Here is a 15,378-nt window from a genome sequence, read left to right as displayed (position 1 = left end):
ATGACCGTAGAAATGCGGTAGTGTTCAGACAATCTAACACACGGACGCCGTCCGTTCTGTTTTCCACTGGAGAATCGCAATGGCGCTTGAACGCTCCGACGTGGAAAAAATCGCTCATTTGGCCTGCCTTGGCCTCAATGATGCCGATCTTCCACACATCACTTCGGCCCTGAACAGCATTCTGGGTCTGGTCGACGAAATGCAGGCGGTCAATACCGACGGTATCGAGCCGCTGGCCCACCCACTGGAAGCCAGCCAGCGCCTGCGTGCAGACGTCGTGACCGAGACCAATCATCGCGAGGCCTATCAGTCCATCGCACCATCGGTCGAAAACGGCCTGTACCTGGTTCCGAAAGTCATCGACTAAAGGGAAAGAGCCTGCAATGCATCAATTGACTCTGGCCGAGATCGCCCGCGGACTCGCCGAAAAAAAGTTTTCCTCCGAAGAGCTGACCAAGACCTTGCTGGCGCGTATCGCCCTGCTCGATCCTCAACTCAACAGCTTCATCAGCCTCACCGAAGACCTGGCGCTCCAGCAGGCGAAAGCCGCTGACGCACGTCGGGCCAATGGCGAGAGCGGCGCCCTGCTCGGCGCGCCGATTGCGCACAAAGACCTGTTCTGTACCCAGGGCATCCGCACCAGCTGCGGCTCGAAGATGCTCGACAACTTTAAAGCACCGTACGACGCCACCGTCGTTGCCAAGCTGGCCGCTGCCGGGACCGTGACCCTGGGCAAGACCAACATGGACGAATTCGCCATGGGCTCGGCCAACGAGTCGAGTTACTACGGCCCGGTGAAAAACCCGTGGAACCTGGAACATGTGCCTGGCGGTTCGTCCGGCGGTTCGGCAGCAGCGGTTGCCGCGCGCCTGCTGCCTGCGGCCACGGGTACCGATACCGGCGGCTCCATTCGTCAGCCCGCTGCGCTAACTAACCTCACGGGCCTGAAACCGACGTACGGTCGCGTTTCGCGCTGGGGAATGATTGCCTACGCCTCCAGCCTCGATCAGGGCGGCCCGATGGCGCGCACGGCCGAAGACTGTGCAATTTTGTTGCAAGGTATGGCCGGCTTCGATCCAAATGACTCCACCAGCATCGATGAGCCTGTGCCTGATTACAGCGCCAGCCTTAACGGTTCGCTGCAAGGCCTGCGCATCGGTGTGCCGAAAGAATATTTCAGCGCCGGTCTCGACCCGCGCATTGCCGAGCTGATCCACAACAGCGTCAAGGAGCTGGAAAAGCTCGGCGCCGTGATCAAGGAAATCAGCCTGCCAAACATGCAGCACGCGATTCCTGCGTACTACGTGATCGCCCCGGCGGAAGCCTCCTCCAACCTGTCGCGTTTTGACGGCGTGCGTTTCGGCCATCGCTGCGAAAACCCGAAAGACCTGATCGACCTGTATAAGCGCTCCCGTGGCGAAGGTTTCGGCCCGGAAGTGCAGCGCCGGATCATGGTCGGTGCCTACGCGCTGTCGGCCGGTTACTACGACGCCTACTACCTGAAGGCCCAGAAGATTCGTCGCTTGATCAAGAACGACTTCATGGCAGCCTTCAATGAGGTCGACATCATCCTCGGCCCAACCACGCCAAACCCGGCCTGGAAGCTCGGCGCCAAGAACAGCGACCCGGTCGCTGCTTACCTGGAAGACGTCTACACCATCACCGCCAACCTCGCCGGCCTGCCGGGCTTGTCCATGCCCGCCGGTTTCGTCGATGGCCTGCCGGTGGGCGTGCAACTGCTCGCGCCGTATTTCCAGGAAGGTCGCCTGTTGAACGTTGCCCACCAGTATCAGCTAAACACTGACTGGCACACCCGCACCCCGCAGGGGTTTTGAAACTGCTGCGCTCGGTAATGCTGCGTTGAAAACTGGCTCGTAATGCTCATTGACTAAAGTCAACTCCGCTTACTCGCCAGTTTTCGCCTTGCCTTACCTTCGCTCGCGACGTTTCAAAATCCCCAGCAAAGGCTTCTGAGGAGACACACATGCAATGGGAAGTCGTGATCGGGCTGGAGATTCATACCCAGCTCACCACCCGGTCGAAAATCTTTTCCGGTAGTTCCACCACGTTCGGTTCCGAGCCGAACACCCAGGCCAGTCTCGTAGACCTGGGCATGCCCGGCGTACTGCCGGTGCTGAACCAGGAAGCGGTGCGCATGGCGGTGATGTTCGGTCTGGCGATTGACGCCGAGATCGGTCAGCACAACGTGTTCGCCCGTAAAAACTATTTCTACCCGGATTTGCCGAAGGGCTACCAGATCAGCCAGATGGAATTGCCGATCGTCGGCAAGGGCCACCTGGACATCGCCATGGAAGACGGCACGATCAAACGTGTCGGCGTGACCCGTGCGCACCTGGAAGAAGACGCCGGTAAAAGCCTGCACGAAGAATTCAACGGCGCCACCGGCATCGACCTGAACCGAGCCGGCACACCGCTGCTGGAAATCGTGTCCGAGCCGGACATGCGCAGCGCCAAGGAAGCCGTGGCTTACGTCAAGACCATCCACGCGCTGGTACGTTACCTCGGTATCTGCGACGGCAACATGGCCGAAGGCTCGCTCCGTTGCGACTGCAACGTGTCGATCCGTCCGAAAGGTCAGGTTGAATTCGGTACTCGCTGCGAGATCAAGAACGTCAACTCGTTCCGCTTCATCGAAAAAGCGATCAACAGCGAAGTTCAGCGCCAGATCGAGCTGATCGAAGACGGCGGCAAAGTGATCCAGCAGACCCGCCTGTACGATCCGAACAAGGACGAAACCCGTCCGATGCGCAGCAAAGAGGAAGCCAACGACTACCGTTACTTCCCCGATCCGGACCTGCTGCCAGTGGTCATCGAAGACTCGTTCCTCGACGACGTGCGCGCCACGCTGCCGGAATTGCCACCGCAAAAACGCGAGCGTTTCCAGGAGCAATTCGGTCTGTCGGTCTACGACGCCAGCGTGCTGGCCACCAGCCGCGAGCAAGCCGATTACTTCGAGAAAGTCGCGAGCATCGGCGGCGACGCCAAACTCGCGGCCAACTGGGTGATGGTCGAGTTGGGCAGCCTGCTCAACAAGCAAGGCCTGGACATCGAAGACTCACCGGTTTCGGCCGAGCAACTGGGTGGCATGCTGCTGCGCATCAAGGACAACACCATCTCCGGCAAGATCGCCAAGGTGGTGTTTGAAGCCATGGCCAACGGCGAAGGCAGCGCGGACGAGATCATCGACAAGCGCGGCCTCAAGCAAGTGACCGACAGCGGCGCCATCTCGGCGGTGCTGGACGAAATGCTCGCGGCCAATGCCGAACAGGTTGAACAGTACCGCGCGGCAGACGAAGCCAAACGCGGCAAAATGTTCGGCTTCTTCGTCGGCCAGGCCATGAAAGCCTCCAAAGGCAAGGCCAACCCGCAACAAGTGAACGAATTGCTCAAAAGCAAGCTCGAAGGCTGATGACAATGGAGCCAGTTTTAACGCCTGGCTCCACCCCCTGTGGGAGCGAGCCTGCTCGCTCCCACATTTGTTCGTGGAAACCATTAAATGAAGCGTCTACTCGGTGCCTGCGCCCTGCTCGCTCTGCTGGCCGGTTGCGCCAGTAACGATGTTGTCGATCCACACGGCTATGACAAGACCGGAGTTGCGTCCTATTACGGTGCCAAACACCAAGGCAAACGCACCGCCAGTGGCGAGCGTTTCGACAAGAATTCCATGACCGCCGCCCATCGCCAGTTACCCTTCGGCACGCGGGTGAAGGTCACCAATCTGAACAACGACAAGTCCTGCGTGGTCCGCATCAACGATCGCGGGCCGCATACCCGTGGACGTCTGATCGATCTGTCCCATGCAGCCGCCGAGCGCTTGGGCATGGTCAGCAGCGGCACCGCCAAGGTTCGCGTACAAGCCCTCGACGACTGACAGACGGAGTACCGACCATTTTCGGACTTGCCGATTTACCCCTGATCAGTGTGATTGAATTGCTCAGTGGTCTGGTTTTACTGATCGCAGGCGCCGAACTGATGGTGCGTGCTGCCGTACGCCTGGCGGCGCGGTGGCATGTGCGACCGCTGATCATCGGCCTGACCATCGTCGCCCTCAGCAGCAGCGCGCCGCAGATGGCGGTCAGCCTGCAAGCCACCCTGGCGGAAAATGCCGATATCGCCGTCGGCAGCGTGATCGGCAGCAGCATCTTTAACATTCTCGTCACCCTCGGGCTCTCGGCGCTGATCATTCCACTGCGGGTTTCGCGGCAACTGGTGCGCCTGGATATTCCGCTGATGATCGGCGCCAGCCTGCTGGTGTTCGTCCTGGCCTGGAATGAAGAACTGACCCGCACTGATGGCGTGATTCTGCTAGCTGCACTGGCGCTCTACCTGGGCTTGCTGCTGCGCCAGTCTCGGCACTCGACTCGTCCGCCATCGAGCGATCCCCACAGCCATCCGGCCCCCTGGTTCAGTAGCCTGGTGATGATCGTGGTCGGGCTGGGGATGCTGATCTACGCCGGGCATCTCCTGCTCGGGGCGGCCGTTGAGGTGGCGACCGATTTTGGCCTGTCGGAACGCATCATTGGCCTGACCATCGTTGCCATCAGCACGTCCCTGCCGGAGTTGGCCACCTCATTGATCGCCGCCTTGCGTGGTGAGCGGGAGATTGCGGTGGGCAACGTGATCGGCAGCAACCTGTTCAACCTTTTGGGCGTGCTCGGCGTGACGGCACTGATCGCACCGTCGCCCCTGTCGGTTTCGCCCAACGCCCTGGATTTCGACTTGCCGGTGATGCTCGGTGTCGCGGTGTTCTGTCTGCCGCTGTTCTATACCGGCTACCGGGTGACCCGGGCCGAAGGTTTGCTGTGCCTGGGTTTGTACCTGGCTTACGGGCTGCACGTGGTGTCGTTCACCACTGGCATGCCACTGGCCGGCAAACTTGAACACCTGATGCTGTTTTTCGTCCTGCCAGCGCTAGTGGCGTTTTTGCTGTTCACGTCGCTGCTGGCTTGGCGTCGCCAACACCACAAGAGGGAAGTGCCATGACCGACAATAAAAAACCCGGCGTTGAAGTGCGCCGCCAGGTGATGGGCGACGCTTTCGTCGACCGCGCATTGGGCAATGCCACAGAGTTCACCCAGCCGTTGCAGGACTTCGTCAATGAACATGCCTGGGGCGCTGTGTGGAACCGCGAAGGGCTGGCGCTGAAAACCCGCAGCCTGATTACCCTCGCCGCGCTGACGGCGCTCAAATGTCCGCAAGAATTGAAAGGCCACGTGCGCGGCGCACTGAACAACGGCTGCACCGTTGAAGAGATTCGTGAAACGCTGCTGCATTGCGCGGTGTATGCAGGTGCACCGGCGGCGATAGATGCGTTTCGGGCGGCGCAGGAAGTGATTGAGAGTTATCAGAAGCCGGAATAAAGATCCGGTAATTGTGGTGAAAGGTCTGCCGTCATCGCGAGCAAGCTCGCGATGAGGCCCTACAGAACGCCGCAGATCCTGAAGCTAAATCCACCCGCCCCACTGCAACAAAAAGATACCGATGTTGGTGGTCACCGCTGCCATCAATGTGGTGATCACAATGATCGCCGCCGCCAGTTCGTAATTGCCATTGGCCTGCCGGGCCATGACAAAACTGGCCGCAGCGGTCGGGCTGCCAAAGTACAGAAACAGAATCCCCAGCTCCGCCCCACGAAAACCCCAGAGCCAGGCCCCAAGGGTTGTCAGTACCGGCAGGCCAATCATCTTCACCAGGCTTGAGCTGAGCGCCATGTTTCCGCTCTTGCGCAGCGCTGCCAGCGACAGCGTGCCGCCAATGCAGATCAACGCCAACGGCAAAGTGGTCTGCGCCAGGTACTGCCCGGATTTCTCCAGCCAGCCCGGCAAGCCAATACTGAAATAGGCAAACGGCGCCGCCGCAAACACGCTGATGATCAAGGGGTTGCCCATCACGCTTTTGCAGATGCTCCACGGATCGGACTTGATCACCGGGCTGTACACCGCCAGCACAATGGTCGAGAGCGTGTTGTAGAACAGAATCACCAGCGCCGCGAGTATCGCGCCCAGGGATATCCCGTAATCACCGTACATACTCGCCGCCAGCGCCAGGCCGATCACCCCATTGTTACCGCGGAACGCGCCTTGGGTGTAGATCCCCCGGTCTTCACGCGGGCACTTCCAGATTGCCCAGCCCCAGGCAATGGCGAAACTCACCAGCGTGGCAATCGAGAAGTAGATCAGCAGCGCCGGTTGTAGCGCGACGTTGAGGTCGGCATGCAAGATGCCCAGAAACAACAACGCCGGCATGGTGACGTTGAACACCAGGGCCGACGCGGTGTGGATGAAGTTGTCGTTGATCCAGTTGATGCGCTTGAGCAACACCCCCAGAAACAACATGGCAAACACCGGCGCGGTGATGTTCAGGGTTTCGAGGAAGATAGCCAGCATGCCGGAGGGAACCTTGGGTGAGCGTCGTTAGGGGGCTAATGATAAGCCACTGGGGACGTTGGCGTCTGGTAGAACGCCTTCGCGGGCAAGCCTCGCTCCTACAGTTTTAAGTCGTTCGCGGAAAATACGTACGACACAATCCTGTAGGAGCGAGGCTTGCCCGCGAAGAACGATAACGCGGTATCAGGTGATAGGCGCCGGGTTGAACAGGGTGATGTCGTTATGCAGCTTGTGTTGCTCGGCCCACGTCTGTTTCTTGCCGCTGGCCACGTCCAGGTAGTAGTGAAACAACTCCCAGCCGAGGTCCTCGATCGAAGCGCGCCCAGTGGCAATCCGCCCGGCATCGATGTCGATCAAATCCGGCCAGCGCTGCGCCAGTTCGGTCCGAGTCGACACCTTCACCACCGGCGCCATCGCCAAACCATACGGCGTGCCACGCCCGGTCGTGAACACGTGCAGGTTCATCCCCGCCGCCAATTGCAACGTCCCGCAGACAAAATCACTGGCCGGGGTCGCGCAGAAGATCAGCCCTTTGCGCTTGAAGCGCTCGCCAGGGCCAAGCACCCCATTGATCGCGCTGCTGCCCGATTTGACGATCGAGCCCAGGGACTTCTCGACGATGTTCGACAACCCGCCCTTCTTGTTGCCCGGCGTGGTATTGGCGCTGCGATCCGCTTCACCCTTGGCCAGGTAGCGGTCGTACCAGTCCATTTCCCGCACCAGCTCCTGCGCGACTTCTTCAGTCTCCGCGCGGGAGGTCAGCAAGTAGATGGCGTCGCGCACTTCAGTCACTTCGGAAAACATCACCGTCGCACCGGCACGCAGCAACAGGTCCGAGGCATAACCCAACGCCGGGTTGGCGGTGATCCCGGAAAACGCATCACTACCACCGCACTGCATGCCCAGAATCAGCTCGGACGCCGGCACGGATTCCCGGCGACGCTGATCGAGCTTCTTCAGACGGGTTTCGGCCAGCGCCATGATCTGCTCGATCATCTCGGTGAAACCGTGACTCGAATCCTGCAAGCGGTACAACCACGGCTCGCTCAAATCCACAGAACTGTCGTTCTCGTGCATCACCTGCCCAGCCTGCAACTTCTCGCAGCCCAGACTGATCACCAACGCTTCGCCCCCCAGGTTCGGGTTGCGCGCCAGGTTGCGCACGGTACGGATCGGGATGTACGCGTCGGCCGCCGTAATCGCCACACCACAGCCGTAACTGTGGGTGATCGCGACCACGTCATCGACGTTCGGGTACTTGGGCAGCAATTCATCCTTGATGCGCTTGACCGCATGATCGAGCACACCGGTGACGCATTGCACCGTGGTGGTAATCCCCAGAATGTTGCGCGTGCCGACGGTGCCGTCGGCGTTGCGGTAACCCTCGAACGTAAAGCCTTCCAGCGGTGCCTGCGCCGCCGGCACTTCGGTGGACAGCGGCAAGCTGTCCAGCGGTGGCGCGGTGGGCATGCGCAGTTGATCTTCCTTGACCCAGCTGCCGCGCGGAATCGGCTGCAACGCGTAGCCAATAGTCTGGCCGTAACGGATCACCTGCCCGCCTTCTGGAATGTCTTCCAGCGTGACTTTGTGGCTCTGTGGCACGAAGTCCACAGTCACCAGGCCATCGGGAAACTCGGTGCCGGCTGGCACGCCCTGGTCATTGACCACGATCACTACGTTGTCCCGCTCGTGCAGGCGGATGTAGCGCGGCGAGTCGGAATGTTCAATCAACTGCATGACGCCGCTCCTCAGGAATGCGCTTGTGACAATTTGTTGTTTGTTTCAGGACCGCTGACAGGCGGCTCTTCGAGCACCACACGTTTGATCGGACCGACGATCACCAGGTAGCTGAACACCGCCACCAGTGCGTTGCAACCGACAAACACCAACGCCCATTTGAACGAGCCGGTGGAGCTGATGATGTAGCCAATCACGATCGGGGTGGTGATCGACGCGATGTTGCCGAACATATTGAACAGGCCGCCACTCAAACCGGCGATCTGTTTTGGCGAGGTGTCGGACACCACCGCCCAGCCCAATGCGCCCACGCCTTTGCCGAAGAATGCCAAAGCCATGAAGCCCACGACCATCCATTCGATGTCGACGTAGTTGCACGCCACGATGCTGCTGGACACCAGCAGGCCTGCGATGATCGGCGCCTTGCGGGCGAAGGTCAGGGAATGGCCTTTGCGCAACAGGTAATCGGAAATCACACCGCCCAACACACCACCGATAAAACCGCAGATCGCCGGCAACGAGGCAATAAAACCAGCCTTGAGGATGGTCATGCCGCGCTCTTGCACCAGGTACACCGGGAACCAGGTCAGAAAGAAGTAGGTGATGGCGTTGATGCAGTATTGGCTCAGGTACACGCCGAGCATCATGCGGTTGGTCAGCAACTGACGCACATAGTCCCATTTCGGACCTTCAGCAGCCTTGTCGGCGGCTTGCCCTTTGCCTTTTTCCTGGTCCATGTCGACCATGCCGCCGTTCTCGGCAATGTGCTTGAACTCGGCCTCGTTGATCATGGGGTGCTGGCGCGGACTGTGGATAACTTTCAGCCAGATCAGCGAGAACACGATGCCGATGCTGCCCATCACCATAAACACATGCTGCCAGCCAAAGGTGTAAACGATCCACCCCATCAGCGGTGCGAACAGCACGGTGGCGAAGTATTGCGCCGAGTTGAAGATTGCAGACGCAGTACCGCGTTCAGCGGTCGGGAACCAGGCCGCGACGATGCGTGCGTTACCAGGAAAGGATGGCGCTTCGGCCAGACCGACGAGGAAGCGCAGCATGAACAGCGCAACAATCGCCGTGGACATGCCAAATTCGCCGACGTAGCCCTGGAGCACGGTGAACAGCGACCAGGTGAAGATGCTCAGTGCATACACTTTTTTCGAGCCGAAACGGTCCAGCAACCAGCCACCGGGAATTTGCCCGGCCACGTAGGCCCAACCGAATGCAGAGAAGATATAGCCGAGAGTGACCGCGTCGATGCCGAGGTCTTTTTGCAGGCTGGAGCCCGCGATGGCGATAGTGGCCCGGTCGGCGTAGTTGATCGTGGTCACCAGAAAAAGCATGAGCAGGATCAAATAGCGGACGTGAGTCGGCTTGGTCGCTTGCATGTAGATGTACTCCCACTGATTATTTTTATGCGGGTAATAACGGTGTTCAGTAGGCGCCGGCTTTTTGTGGAAGCTGGCTTGCCTGCGATAGCATAACCTTGGTGTGACTGACACACCGCGGTGCCTGCATCGCGGGCAAGCCCGGCTCCCACAAAAGCCGGTTCGCACAGGTATTGCGTGTATCAGGAACCGATGTAAGAGGTCTTCACCACGGTGTAGAACTCTTGCGCATAGCGACCTTGCTCGCGGGATCCATAGGATGAACCTTTACGCCCGCCGAATGGAACGTGGTAATCCACGCCAGCGGTCGGCAGGTTGACCATCACCATCCCGGCCTGGGAGTGGCGTTTGAAGTGGTTGGCGTACTTCAACGACGTGGTCGCGATACCCGCCGAAAGGCCGAACTCGGTGTCATTGGCCATGGCCAGCGCTGCTTCGTAATCGGCAACGCGAACCACGTTGGCCACCGGACCAAAGATTTCTTCGCGGCTGATGCGCATCGCGGCTTCGCTGTCGGCAAACAGTGTTGGCGCTAGGTAGTAGCCTTCGGTGTCGCAGGTCACCAAACCACCGCCGCTGACCAGACGTGCACCTTCAGACTGGCCGATGTCGATGTACTTCATGTCTTGTTCAAGCTGCGCTTGTGAGACGACCGGACCAATGTCAGTGCCAGCTTTCAGCGCGTGGCCGACCTTGATCGACTTCATGCGTTCGGCCACAGCTTCGACGAATTTGTCGTGGATGCCGGCAGTCACGATGAAACGGCTCGAAGCGGTGCAACGCTGGCCAGTGGAGTAGAACGCGCTCTGTACCGACAGCTCGACCGCTTGTTTGAGGTCGGCGTCGTCAAGAATGATCTGCGGGTTCTTGCCACCCATTTCCAGCTGAACCTTGGCCTGACGGGAGACGCAGCTAACTGCGATCTGACGACCGACACCCACAGAACCGGTGAAGCTGATGCCGTCGACTTTCGGGCTCTGCACCATCGCATCGCCAACCACACGACCGCTGCCCATCACCAGGTTGAACACGCCAGCCGGGAAGCCTGCGCGGGAGATGATTTCAGCCAGGGCCCAGGCGCAACCCGGCACCAGATCGGCCGGCTTCAGCACGACGCAGTTGCCGTAAGCCAGGGCTGGAGCGATTTTCCACGCAGGGATTGCGATCGGGAAGTTCCATGGAGTGATCAGGCCAACCACGCCCAATGCTTCGCGGGTCACTTCAACGTTCACACCCGGGCGTACCGACGGCAGGTAGTCGCCGGACAGACGCAGGGTTTCACCAGCGAAGAACTTGAAAATGTTACCGGCGCGGGTCACTTCGCCGATAGCTTCAGGCAAGGTCTTGCCTTCTTCACGGGCCAGCAAGGTGCCGAGTTCTTCGCGACGGGCGAGGATTTCAGTACCGACTTTGTCCAGCGAGTCGTGACGTGCCTGAATGCCCGAGGTCGACCAGGCCGGGAACGCGGCGCGAGCGGCGTCGATGGCGGCGTGGACCTGAGCCAGATCGGCTTTGGCGTAGTGACCGATGGTATCGGTCAGTTCGGACGGGTTGATGTTGGCGCAGTAATCACTGCCCGCTACCCATTCACCATTGATGTAGTTATCAAAACGCTTTGCATCTGCCACGGAATGTTCTCCTCACGCAAAAGGCCGCTGATCACTCAGCGGCCTTATTAAATCGGATGTGTTATTGCGCACCTTGCTTGTCGATCAGAGCGGCGAGCATTTCGTACTCTTCGGCCGTCAGATCGGTCAGCGGTGCACGCACAGGACCTGCGTCATAGCCGGCGATTTTTGCCCCGGCCTTGACGATGCTCACTGCGTAACCGGCTTTGCGGTTACGGATGTCCAGGTACGGCAGGAAGAAGTCGTCGATGATCTTGCCGACGGTGGCGTGATCTTCGCGAGCGATGGCGTGGTAGAAATCCATCGCGGTTTTCGGGATGAAGTTGAACACCGCCGAGGAGTAAACCGGCACACCCAAAGCCTTGTAAGCCGCGGCGTAAACTTCGGCGGTCGGCAAACCACCCAGGTAGCTGAAACGATCACCGAGGCGGCGACGGATCGACACCATCAGCTCGATATCGCCCAGGCCATCCTTGTAGCCGATCAGGTTCGGGCAACGCTCGGCCAGACGTTCCAGCAACGGAGCGGTCAGGCGGCAGACGTTACGGTTGTAAACCACCACGCCGATTTTCACCGATTTGCACACGGCTTCAACGTGGGCGGCAACGCCGTCCTGGCTGGCTTCGGTCAGGTAGTGCGGCAGCAGCAACAAGCCTTTGGCGCCCAGGCGCTCTGCTTCCTGTGCGTACTCGATGGCTTGACGGGTCGAACCGCCGACGCCGGCCAGAATCGGCACGCTGGTTTCGCAGGTGTCGACGGCGGTCTTGATGATTTCCGAATATTCGCTGGCCGCCAGAGAGAAGAACTCACCGGTGCCGCCCGCGGCGAACAATGCCGTGGCGCCGTATGGGGCCAGCCATTCGAGACGTTTGATGTAGCCCGCGCGATGGAAGTCGCCCTGAGCATTGAAATCGGTAACCGGGAAAGACAGCAGACCGGAAGAGAGGATGGACTTCAGTTCTTGTGGATTCATTATTCGAACACCCTGGGTAGCACGTTTGTGTGTGTGTGTGTGAGGAACTGTTCAGCTTCCGCCGAGTTGTAGGTCATCGTACAACTTAAATAAAAACCGTCAACTGCATTTCATCGCCGTCCGCTGATTTTGTGTGGGACGAGTATTTTCTTGACGTAGGAAATTTCTCACCTAAGATCGAGACAACTGTATGCATATACAGTTAAATAAAGTTCGTACCGATGACATATCAAGGAGAAAGAAATGTCAGGTCTACTCACAAAGTCGCAAGAAACCCCCAATCAGGTCGTTGCCAATCTGGATGATCTTTTTACCGAAGACGGCATCACCATCGGCGCCAACGAACACTTGGTTCTGCGCCTTGGCGAGCAACACAATGCTGCACCTCAACCGCCCGCCACAGCATCCGTGCATGCTCTGAAAAGCCAGCCTCAGCTGCGTTTCGAGAGCGGTGAACACACCGCAATCGGCGACACCACGCTGCTGCGTTTCGTCAAGGATGCCCCCGCCATTCCAGCGGCACAGGTTGAGCTGCACCTGCCCAACGGGCTGGCACTGACCTATGGCCAGGCCATTGCGTTGGGGGGTGATTTTTATGGCATTCCCGATCAGCCCATCAGTGATGGCGCGACGCCTGCAGATCGCATCCAGCGTTTCGCCAGTGCCTTTAATTCCCTCGCCGTTCTACCGGCTTCCAATGCCGAGGCGAAGCAGATCCTCGCCGTCATGCAAAAGGAAATCGCCGCGGTTAACCAGGCGATCCGGGACGGTAAACAACCTCACGAGGCCTATGACGCTCTCGGAGATAGGTTGTCGGAAGAGTGGAATAAGATTACCGGTGGCGGCAGTTTTGTTTCGGCGCTGTTCCCATTAGGGCGCTATCTGAAGCTAGCCGCGAACAATTCTGACCACTTTGCCGAAGGGGCACTGGCAGCCTATATCGCAGGCCACACAGCAGCCGTGCAGCAAGCGGTGCTGGCGAAAAACAGTGGTGATGAAAAACAGCTGGAAATCGCCTACGCGATGAATGCTTTTGCTGATCACTACCTGACCGACCTGTTCTCCGCTGGCCATCTGCGCGTACCGCGCAAGCAATTGGCCGCGGTGGTCACACCCAGCGACCTGGGCTCGCTGATCACCCGCTTCATGCACGATGAAGACAGCAAGTTCGGCCTCAATGTGCGCAATGGCCACGGCGACCAATGGCGAGCCTACGGCGACAAGCGTTATTTCGATGCGATCGACAGCGCCAACCGTCTTCAGGTTAATCAAGCGGTACAGCTTTCTGCGGACGAAATCTTCGCGGCGTACCTCAGCGGCGTCGCACCGCTGCCCGGCAATTTCAGCGCCTTGAAAAAGTTGCCGGACCTGCAAGCCGTGCTGAACCCGGCGGGTAACTTCTCGCCACTGTTCAAGGTCGAGGGCAACAAAGTGCTGCGACGCAAGGACGTCAATAACTTGAACGATACCGCCACCATTGACGACTGGTGGGGCTGGAGCACTTACTTGCTGCTCAAGGACTACGCACCCACTGGCAACGTTGCCTGATAAGGAGATCGATGATGACTATCAAATTGACACTGGAACTGGCTTCGGGGCAATCGCTTAAGGGGGCGCCGCTGGAGTTGTTGTCCAAAGGGATGCCGATTGCTCGTGGGGTTGTGGATCAACATGGAAGTGTGACGTTCGATGTTAAATCTACGACGGCACAGTTGGCCGTGCGGGTGGATCGTTCGATTCTGAAAACTGGCTGAAGCTAATGGCCCCATCGCGAGCAGGCTCGCTCCCACAATTGATCGAGGGTGAACACCCATAGTGTGGTTACTGAAAATCTCCTGAGGGAGCGAGCCTGCTCGCGACTCTTCGCGGGCAACTGCCTTTACTCCTTCACCACTCGTCGGAACTGTAATTCCTGACAGTAGTCTGGCAGTGCAGTGAATAGCATAAATGGCGGGTAGCGCATGCCCCCCAAACCAGTAAAGGACCGCTGATCATGACAACTCAATTAAAACCCCTACCCGCTCCCGTTCTGGAAAATCGCGAAGGTCAGGCTCTCCCTGACAATAAGATTTCCGTGAGTAATAACAGCGCCGGAGTGGTGATCAAAGTCGACACAACCCCCTTCACCCAAGGCATAAAACTTACTGCCCATTTCAGCGTGATTAACGGGGTGGATTGGAGTGAGTTCAAACTGGTCGAGGGGACAGAACTCAAGTTCATCCTCGATAACGCGAGCTTCAAGCTGCATGCGGGCAAAACGGCAACGATCAAATACTCAATTGAAAACAATTACTCTGAGGTGGTTTTCGCACCGATTGTAGAGTAACCCGTCAACTTGAGCTGGGCGCCTTTGTGTTGCAGCAAAAGGCGTCGGCCTCGACCGCACGCCAAGCATTTACCCCCGCTGCGCCTCAGCCTCTTCATGCGCATGGCGCAACCGCTCGCGGCTGTTGGTCAGGTGCAAGCGCATCGCCGCCCGCGCCGCATCGGAATCCTGGCGGGCGATGGCGTCGTATATTTCTTCGTGTTCACGGCTCAGACGATTCATGTAGTGCTGCTGGTCATCATGGGCCAGGCGCGCCGAATTCAGCCGCGTGCGCGGAATGATGCTGGTGCCCAGGTGGGTCATGATGTCGGTGAAGTAGCGGTTACCGGTCGCCAGGGCAATTTGCAGGTGGAACTGGAAGTCCGAGGCGACCGCATCGCTGGCATGGGAAGCGCTTTCGTTCAGGGCGTCCAGCGCGGCACGCATCAACGCCAACTGCTCGGCGCTGCGGCGTTGCGCGGCGAGGCCGGCAGACTCCACTTCGAGGCTGATGCGTAATTCCAGAATGGCCAACACGTCACGCAAGGTGACCACCGTTGCCGGATCAATACGGAAACCGCTCGGGCTCGGGGTGTCGAGCACGAAGGTGCCGATGCCGTGACGGGTTTCAACCTGCCCGGCTGCCTGCAAGCGGGAAATCGCTTCACGCACCACGGTGCGGCTGACGCCATGGGCATCCATGATCGCCGACTCGGTGGGCAATTTATCGCCGCGCTTGAGGTGACCGTCGCGGATCTGCTCGGACAGCACCGTCACCAATTCCTGTGCGAGGCTGCGGCGCTTGCGAGGGAGGCGTGGTGCGTCGATCGGGTTTTCCATGGTGAACATCTTTCTCGAAAATTCGGCTGAAACCGCATCATAGCTCAACGCGGTTGTACGATCACCGTCAGTGTAGGAGCAGGGCTTTCCCGCGATG

General features: G+C 59.0%; 14 protein-coding genes and 1 pseudogene. 9 read left to right on the top strand and 6 right to left on the bottom strand.

Annotation, left to right across the window (positions count from 1 at the left end; all coding sequences use genetic code 11):
• Positions 1-79 precede the first annotated feature (79 nt).
• The 6 genes and pseudogenes from gatC to AC3ISI_RS04000 all read left to right on the top strand — a co-directional run bounded on the left by gatC (position 80) and on the right by AC3ISI_RS04000 (position 5,381).
• Positions 80-367, top strand: coding sequence for an Asp-tRNA(Asn)/Glu-tRNA(Gln) amidotransferase subunit GatC (gatC, locus tag AC3ISI_RS04025; protein ID WP_201114886.1), 288 nt, complete (start codon positions 80-82; stop codon positions 365-367).
• A gap of 16 nt (positions 368-383) precedes the next feature.
• Positions 384-1,835: an Asp-tRNA(Asn)/Glu-tRNA(Gln) amidotransferase subunit GatA gene (gatA, locus tag AC3ISI_RS04020; protein ID WP_489335573.1), complete on the top strand. Its 1,452-nt coding sequence runs from the start codon at positions 384-386 to the stop codon at positions 1,833-1,835.
• Positions 1,836-1,981: 146 nt separating this feature from the next.
• Positions 1,982-3,430: pseudogene (gene gatB, locus AC3ISI_RS04015) on the top strand (Asp-tRNA(Asn)/Glu-tRNA(Gln) amidotransferase subunit GatB); the annotation flags it as partial.
• An 87-nt stretch (positions 3,431-3,517) separates the two neighbouring features.
• Positions 3,518-3,892, top strand: a complete 375-nt coding sequence (locus AC3ISI_RS04010) for a septal ring lytic transglycosylase RlpA family protein (RefSeq protein WP_489335572.1) — start codon at positions 3,518-3,520, stop codon at positions 3,890-3,892.
• A gap of 50 nt (positions 3,893-3,942) precedes the next feature.
• Positions 3,943-5,004 carry a calcium/sodium antiporter gene (locus AC3ISI_RS04005; protein WP_489335571.1) on the top strand — a complete coding sequence of 354 codons (1,062 nt, stop codon included), beginning with the start codon at positions 3,943-3,945 and terminating at the stop codon, positions 5,002-5,004.
• Entirely contained in the window at positions 5,001-5,381 is a 381-nt protein-coding gene (locus AC3ISI_RS04000; protein ID WP_489335570.1) for a carboxymuconolactone decarboxylase family protein, read from the top strand. The genes AC3ISI_RS04005 and AC3ISI_RS04000 overlap by 4 nt, the downstream gene beginning before the upstream one ends.
• An 84-nt stretch (positions 5,382-5,465) precedes the next feature.
• Here the strand turns inward: AC3ISI_RS04000 and AC3ISI_RS03995 are convergent, their stop codons facing one another.
• The 5 genes from AC3ISI_RS03995 to kdgD all read right to left on the bottom strand — a co-directional run bounded on the left by AC3ISI_RS03995 (position 5,466) and on the right by kdgD (position 12,136).
• On the bottom strand, positions 5,466-6,407 hold the full coding sequence (locus AC3ISI_RS03995; RefSeq protein WP_489335569.1) for an AEC family transporter: 942 nt from the start codon (positions 6,405-6,407) through the stop codon (positions 5,466-5,468).
• A gap of 183 nt (positions 6,408-6,590) precedes the next feature.
• A complete protein-coding gene (gene garD, locus AC3ISI_RS03990) occupies positions 6,591-8,144 on the bottom strand; it encodes a galactarate dehydratase (protein ID WP_489335568.1) in 1,554 nt (517 codons plus the stop codon).
• Between the two features lie 11 nt (positions 8,145-8,155).
• The gene (locus AC3ISI_RS03985) at positions 8,156-9,535 is read right to left on the bottom strand and encodes an MFS transporter (RefSeq protein WP_489335567.1); all 1,380 of its coding nucleotides are present in this window, start codon (positions 9,533-9,535) and stop codon (positions 8,156-8,158) included.
• Between the two features lie 182 nt (positions 9,536-9,717).
• On the bottom strand, positions 9,718-11,163 hold the full coding sequence (locus tag AC3ISI_RS03980; RefSeq protein WP_489335566.1) for an aldehyde dehydrogenase family protein: 1,446 nt from the start codon (positions 11,161-11,163) through the stop codon (positions 9,718-9,720).
• Positions 11,164-11,224: 61 nt separating this feature from the next.
• Positions 11,225-12,136 carry a 5-dehydro-4-deoxyglucarate dehydratase gene (gene kdgD / locus AC3ISI_RS03975; RefSeq protein WP_027924508.1) on the bottom strand — a complete coding sequence of 304 codons (912 nt, stop codon included), beginning with the start codon at positions 12,134-12,136 and terminating at the stop codon, positions 11,225-11,227.
• Between the two features lie 243 nt (positions 12,137-12,379).
• Between kdgD and AC3ISI_RS03970 the strand changes: the two genes are divergently transcribed.
• The 3 genes from AC3ISI_RS03970 (at position 12,380) to AC3ISI_RS03960 (ending at position 14,462) form a co-directional block, all read left to right on the top strand.
• Complete coding sequence (locus AC3ISI_RS03970) at positions 12,380-13,684, top strand: phospholipase (RefSeq protein WP_489335565.1); 1,305 nt, start codon at positions 12,380-12,382, stop codon at positions 13,682-13,684.
• A gap of 14 nt (positions 13,685-13,698) precedes the next feature.
• Entirely contained in the window at positions 13,699-13,890 is a 192-nt protein-coding gene (locus AC3ISI_RS03965; RefSeq protein WP_489335564.1) for a hypothetical protein, read from the top strand.
• Between the two features lie 239 nt (positions 13,891-14,129).
• Positions 14,130-14,462, top strand: a complete 333-nt coding sequence (locus AC3ISI_RS03960) for a hypothetical protein (protein WP_489335563.1) — start codon at positions 14,130-14,132, stop codon at positions 14,460-14,462.
• Positions 14,463-14,531: 69 nt separating this feature from the next.
• Here AC3ISI_RS03960 and AC3ISI_RS03955 read toward each other — a convergent pair whose 3' ends face one another.
• Entirely contained in the window at positions 14,532-15,281 is a 750-nt protein-coding gene (locus AC3ISI_RS03955) for a FadR/GntR family transcriptional regulator (protein ID WP_201114895.1), read from the bottom strand.
• Between the last annotated feature and the right edge of the window lie 97 nt (positions 15,282-15,378).

The sequence above is a fragment of the Pseudomonas sp. GL_139_B genome, from assembly GCF_057834475.1.
The sequence above is the reverse complement of the archived record's forward strand: the minus strand, read 5'-3'. Positions and strand labels throughout refer to the sequence as shown.

Excerpts from the sequence above, each read along its gene's own strand:
- kdgD (WP_027924508.1), bottom strand. The coding sequence starts at position 12,136 with ATGAATCCACAAGAACTGAAGTCCATCCTCTCTTCCGGTCTGCTGTCT.
- AC3ISI_RS03960 (WP_489335563.1), top strand. The coding sequence starts at position 14,130 with ATGACAACTCAATTAAAACCCCTACCCGCTCCCGTTCTGGAAAATCGC.
- garD (WP_489335568.1), bottom strand. The coding sequence starts at position 8,144 with ATGCAGTTGATTGAACATTCCGACTCGCCGCGCTACATCCGCCTGCAC.
- AC3ISI_RS03970 (WP_489335565.1), top strand. The coding sequence starts at position 12,380 with ATGTCAGGTCTACTCACAAAGTCGCAAGAAACCCCCAATCAGGTCGTT.
- gatA (WP_489335573.1), top strand. The coding sequence starts at position 384 with ATGCATCAATTGACTCTGGCCGAGATCGCCCGCGGACTCGCCGAAAAA.
- AC3ISI_RS03995 (WP_489335569.1), bottom strand. The coding sequence starts at position 6,407 with ATGCTGGCTATCTTCCTCGAAACCCTGAACATCACCGCGCCGGTGTTT.
- AC3ISI_RS03965 (WP_489335564.1), top strand. The coding sequence starts at position 13,699 with ATGACTATCAAATTGACACTGGAACTGGCTTCGGGGCAATCGCTTAAG.
- AC3ISI_RS03955 (WP_201114895.1), bottom strand. The coding sequence starts at position 15,281 with ATGGAAAACCCGATCGACGCACCACGCCTCCCTCGCAAGCGCCGCAGC.
- AC3ISI_RS04000 (WP_489335570.1), top strand. The coding sequence starts at position 5,001 with ATGACCGACAATAAAAAACCCGGCGTTGAAGTGCGCCGCCAGGTGATG.
- AC3ISI_RS04010 (WP_489335572.1), top strand. The coding sequence starts at position 3,518 with ATGAAGCGTCTACTCGGTGCCTGCGCCCTGCTCGCTCTGCTGGCCGGT.
- gatC (WP_201114886.1), top strand. The coding sequence starts at position 80 with ATGGCGCTTGAACGCTCCGACGTGGAAAAAATCGCTCATTTGGCCTGC.
- AC3ISI_RS03985 (WP_489335567.1), bottom strand. The coding sequence starts at position 9,535 with ATGCAAGCGACCAAGCCGACTCACGTCCGCTATTTGATCCTGCTCATG.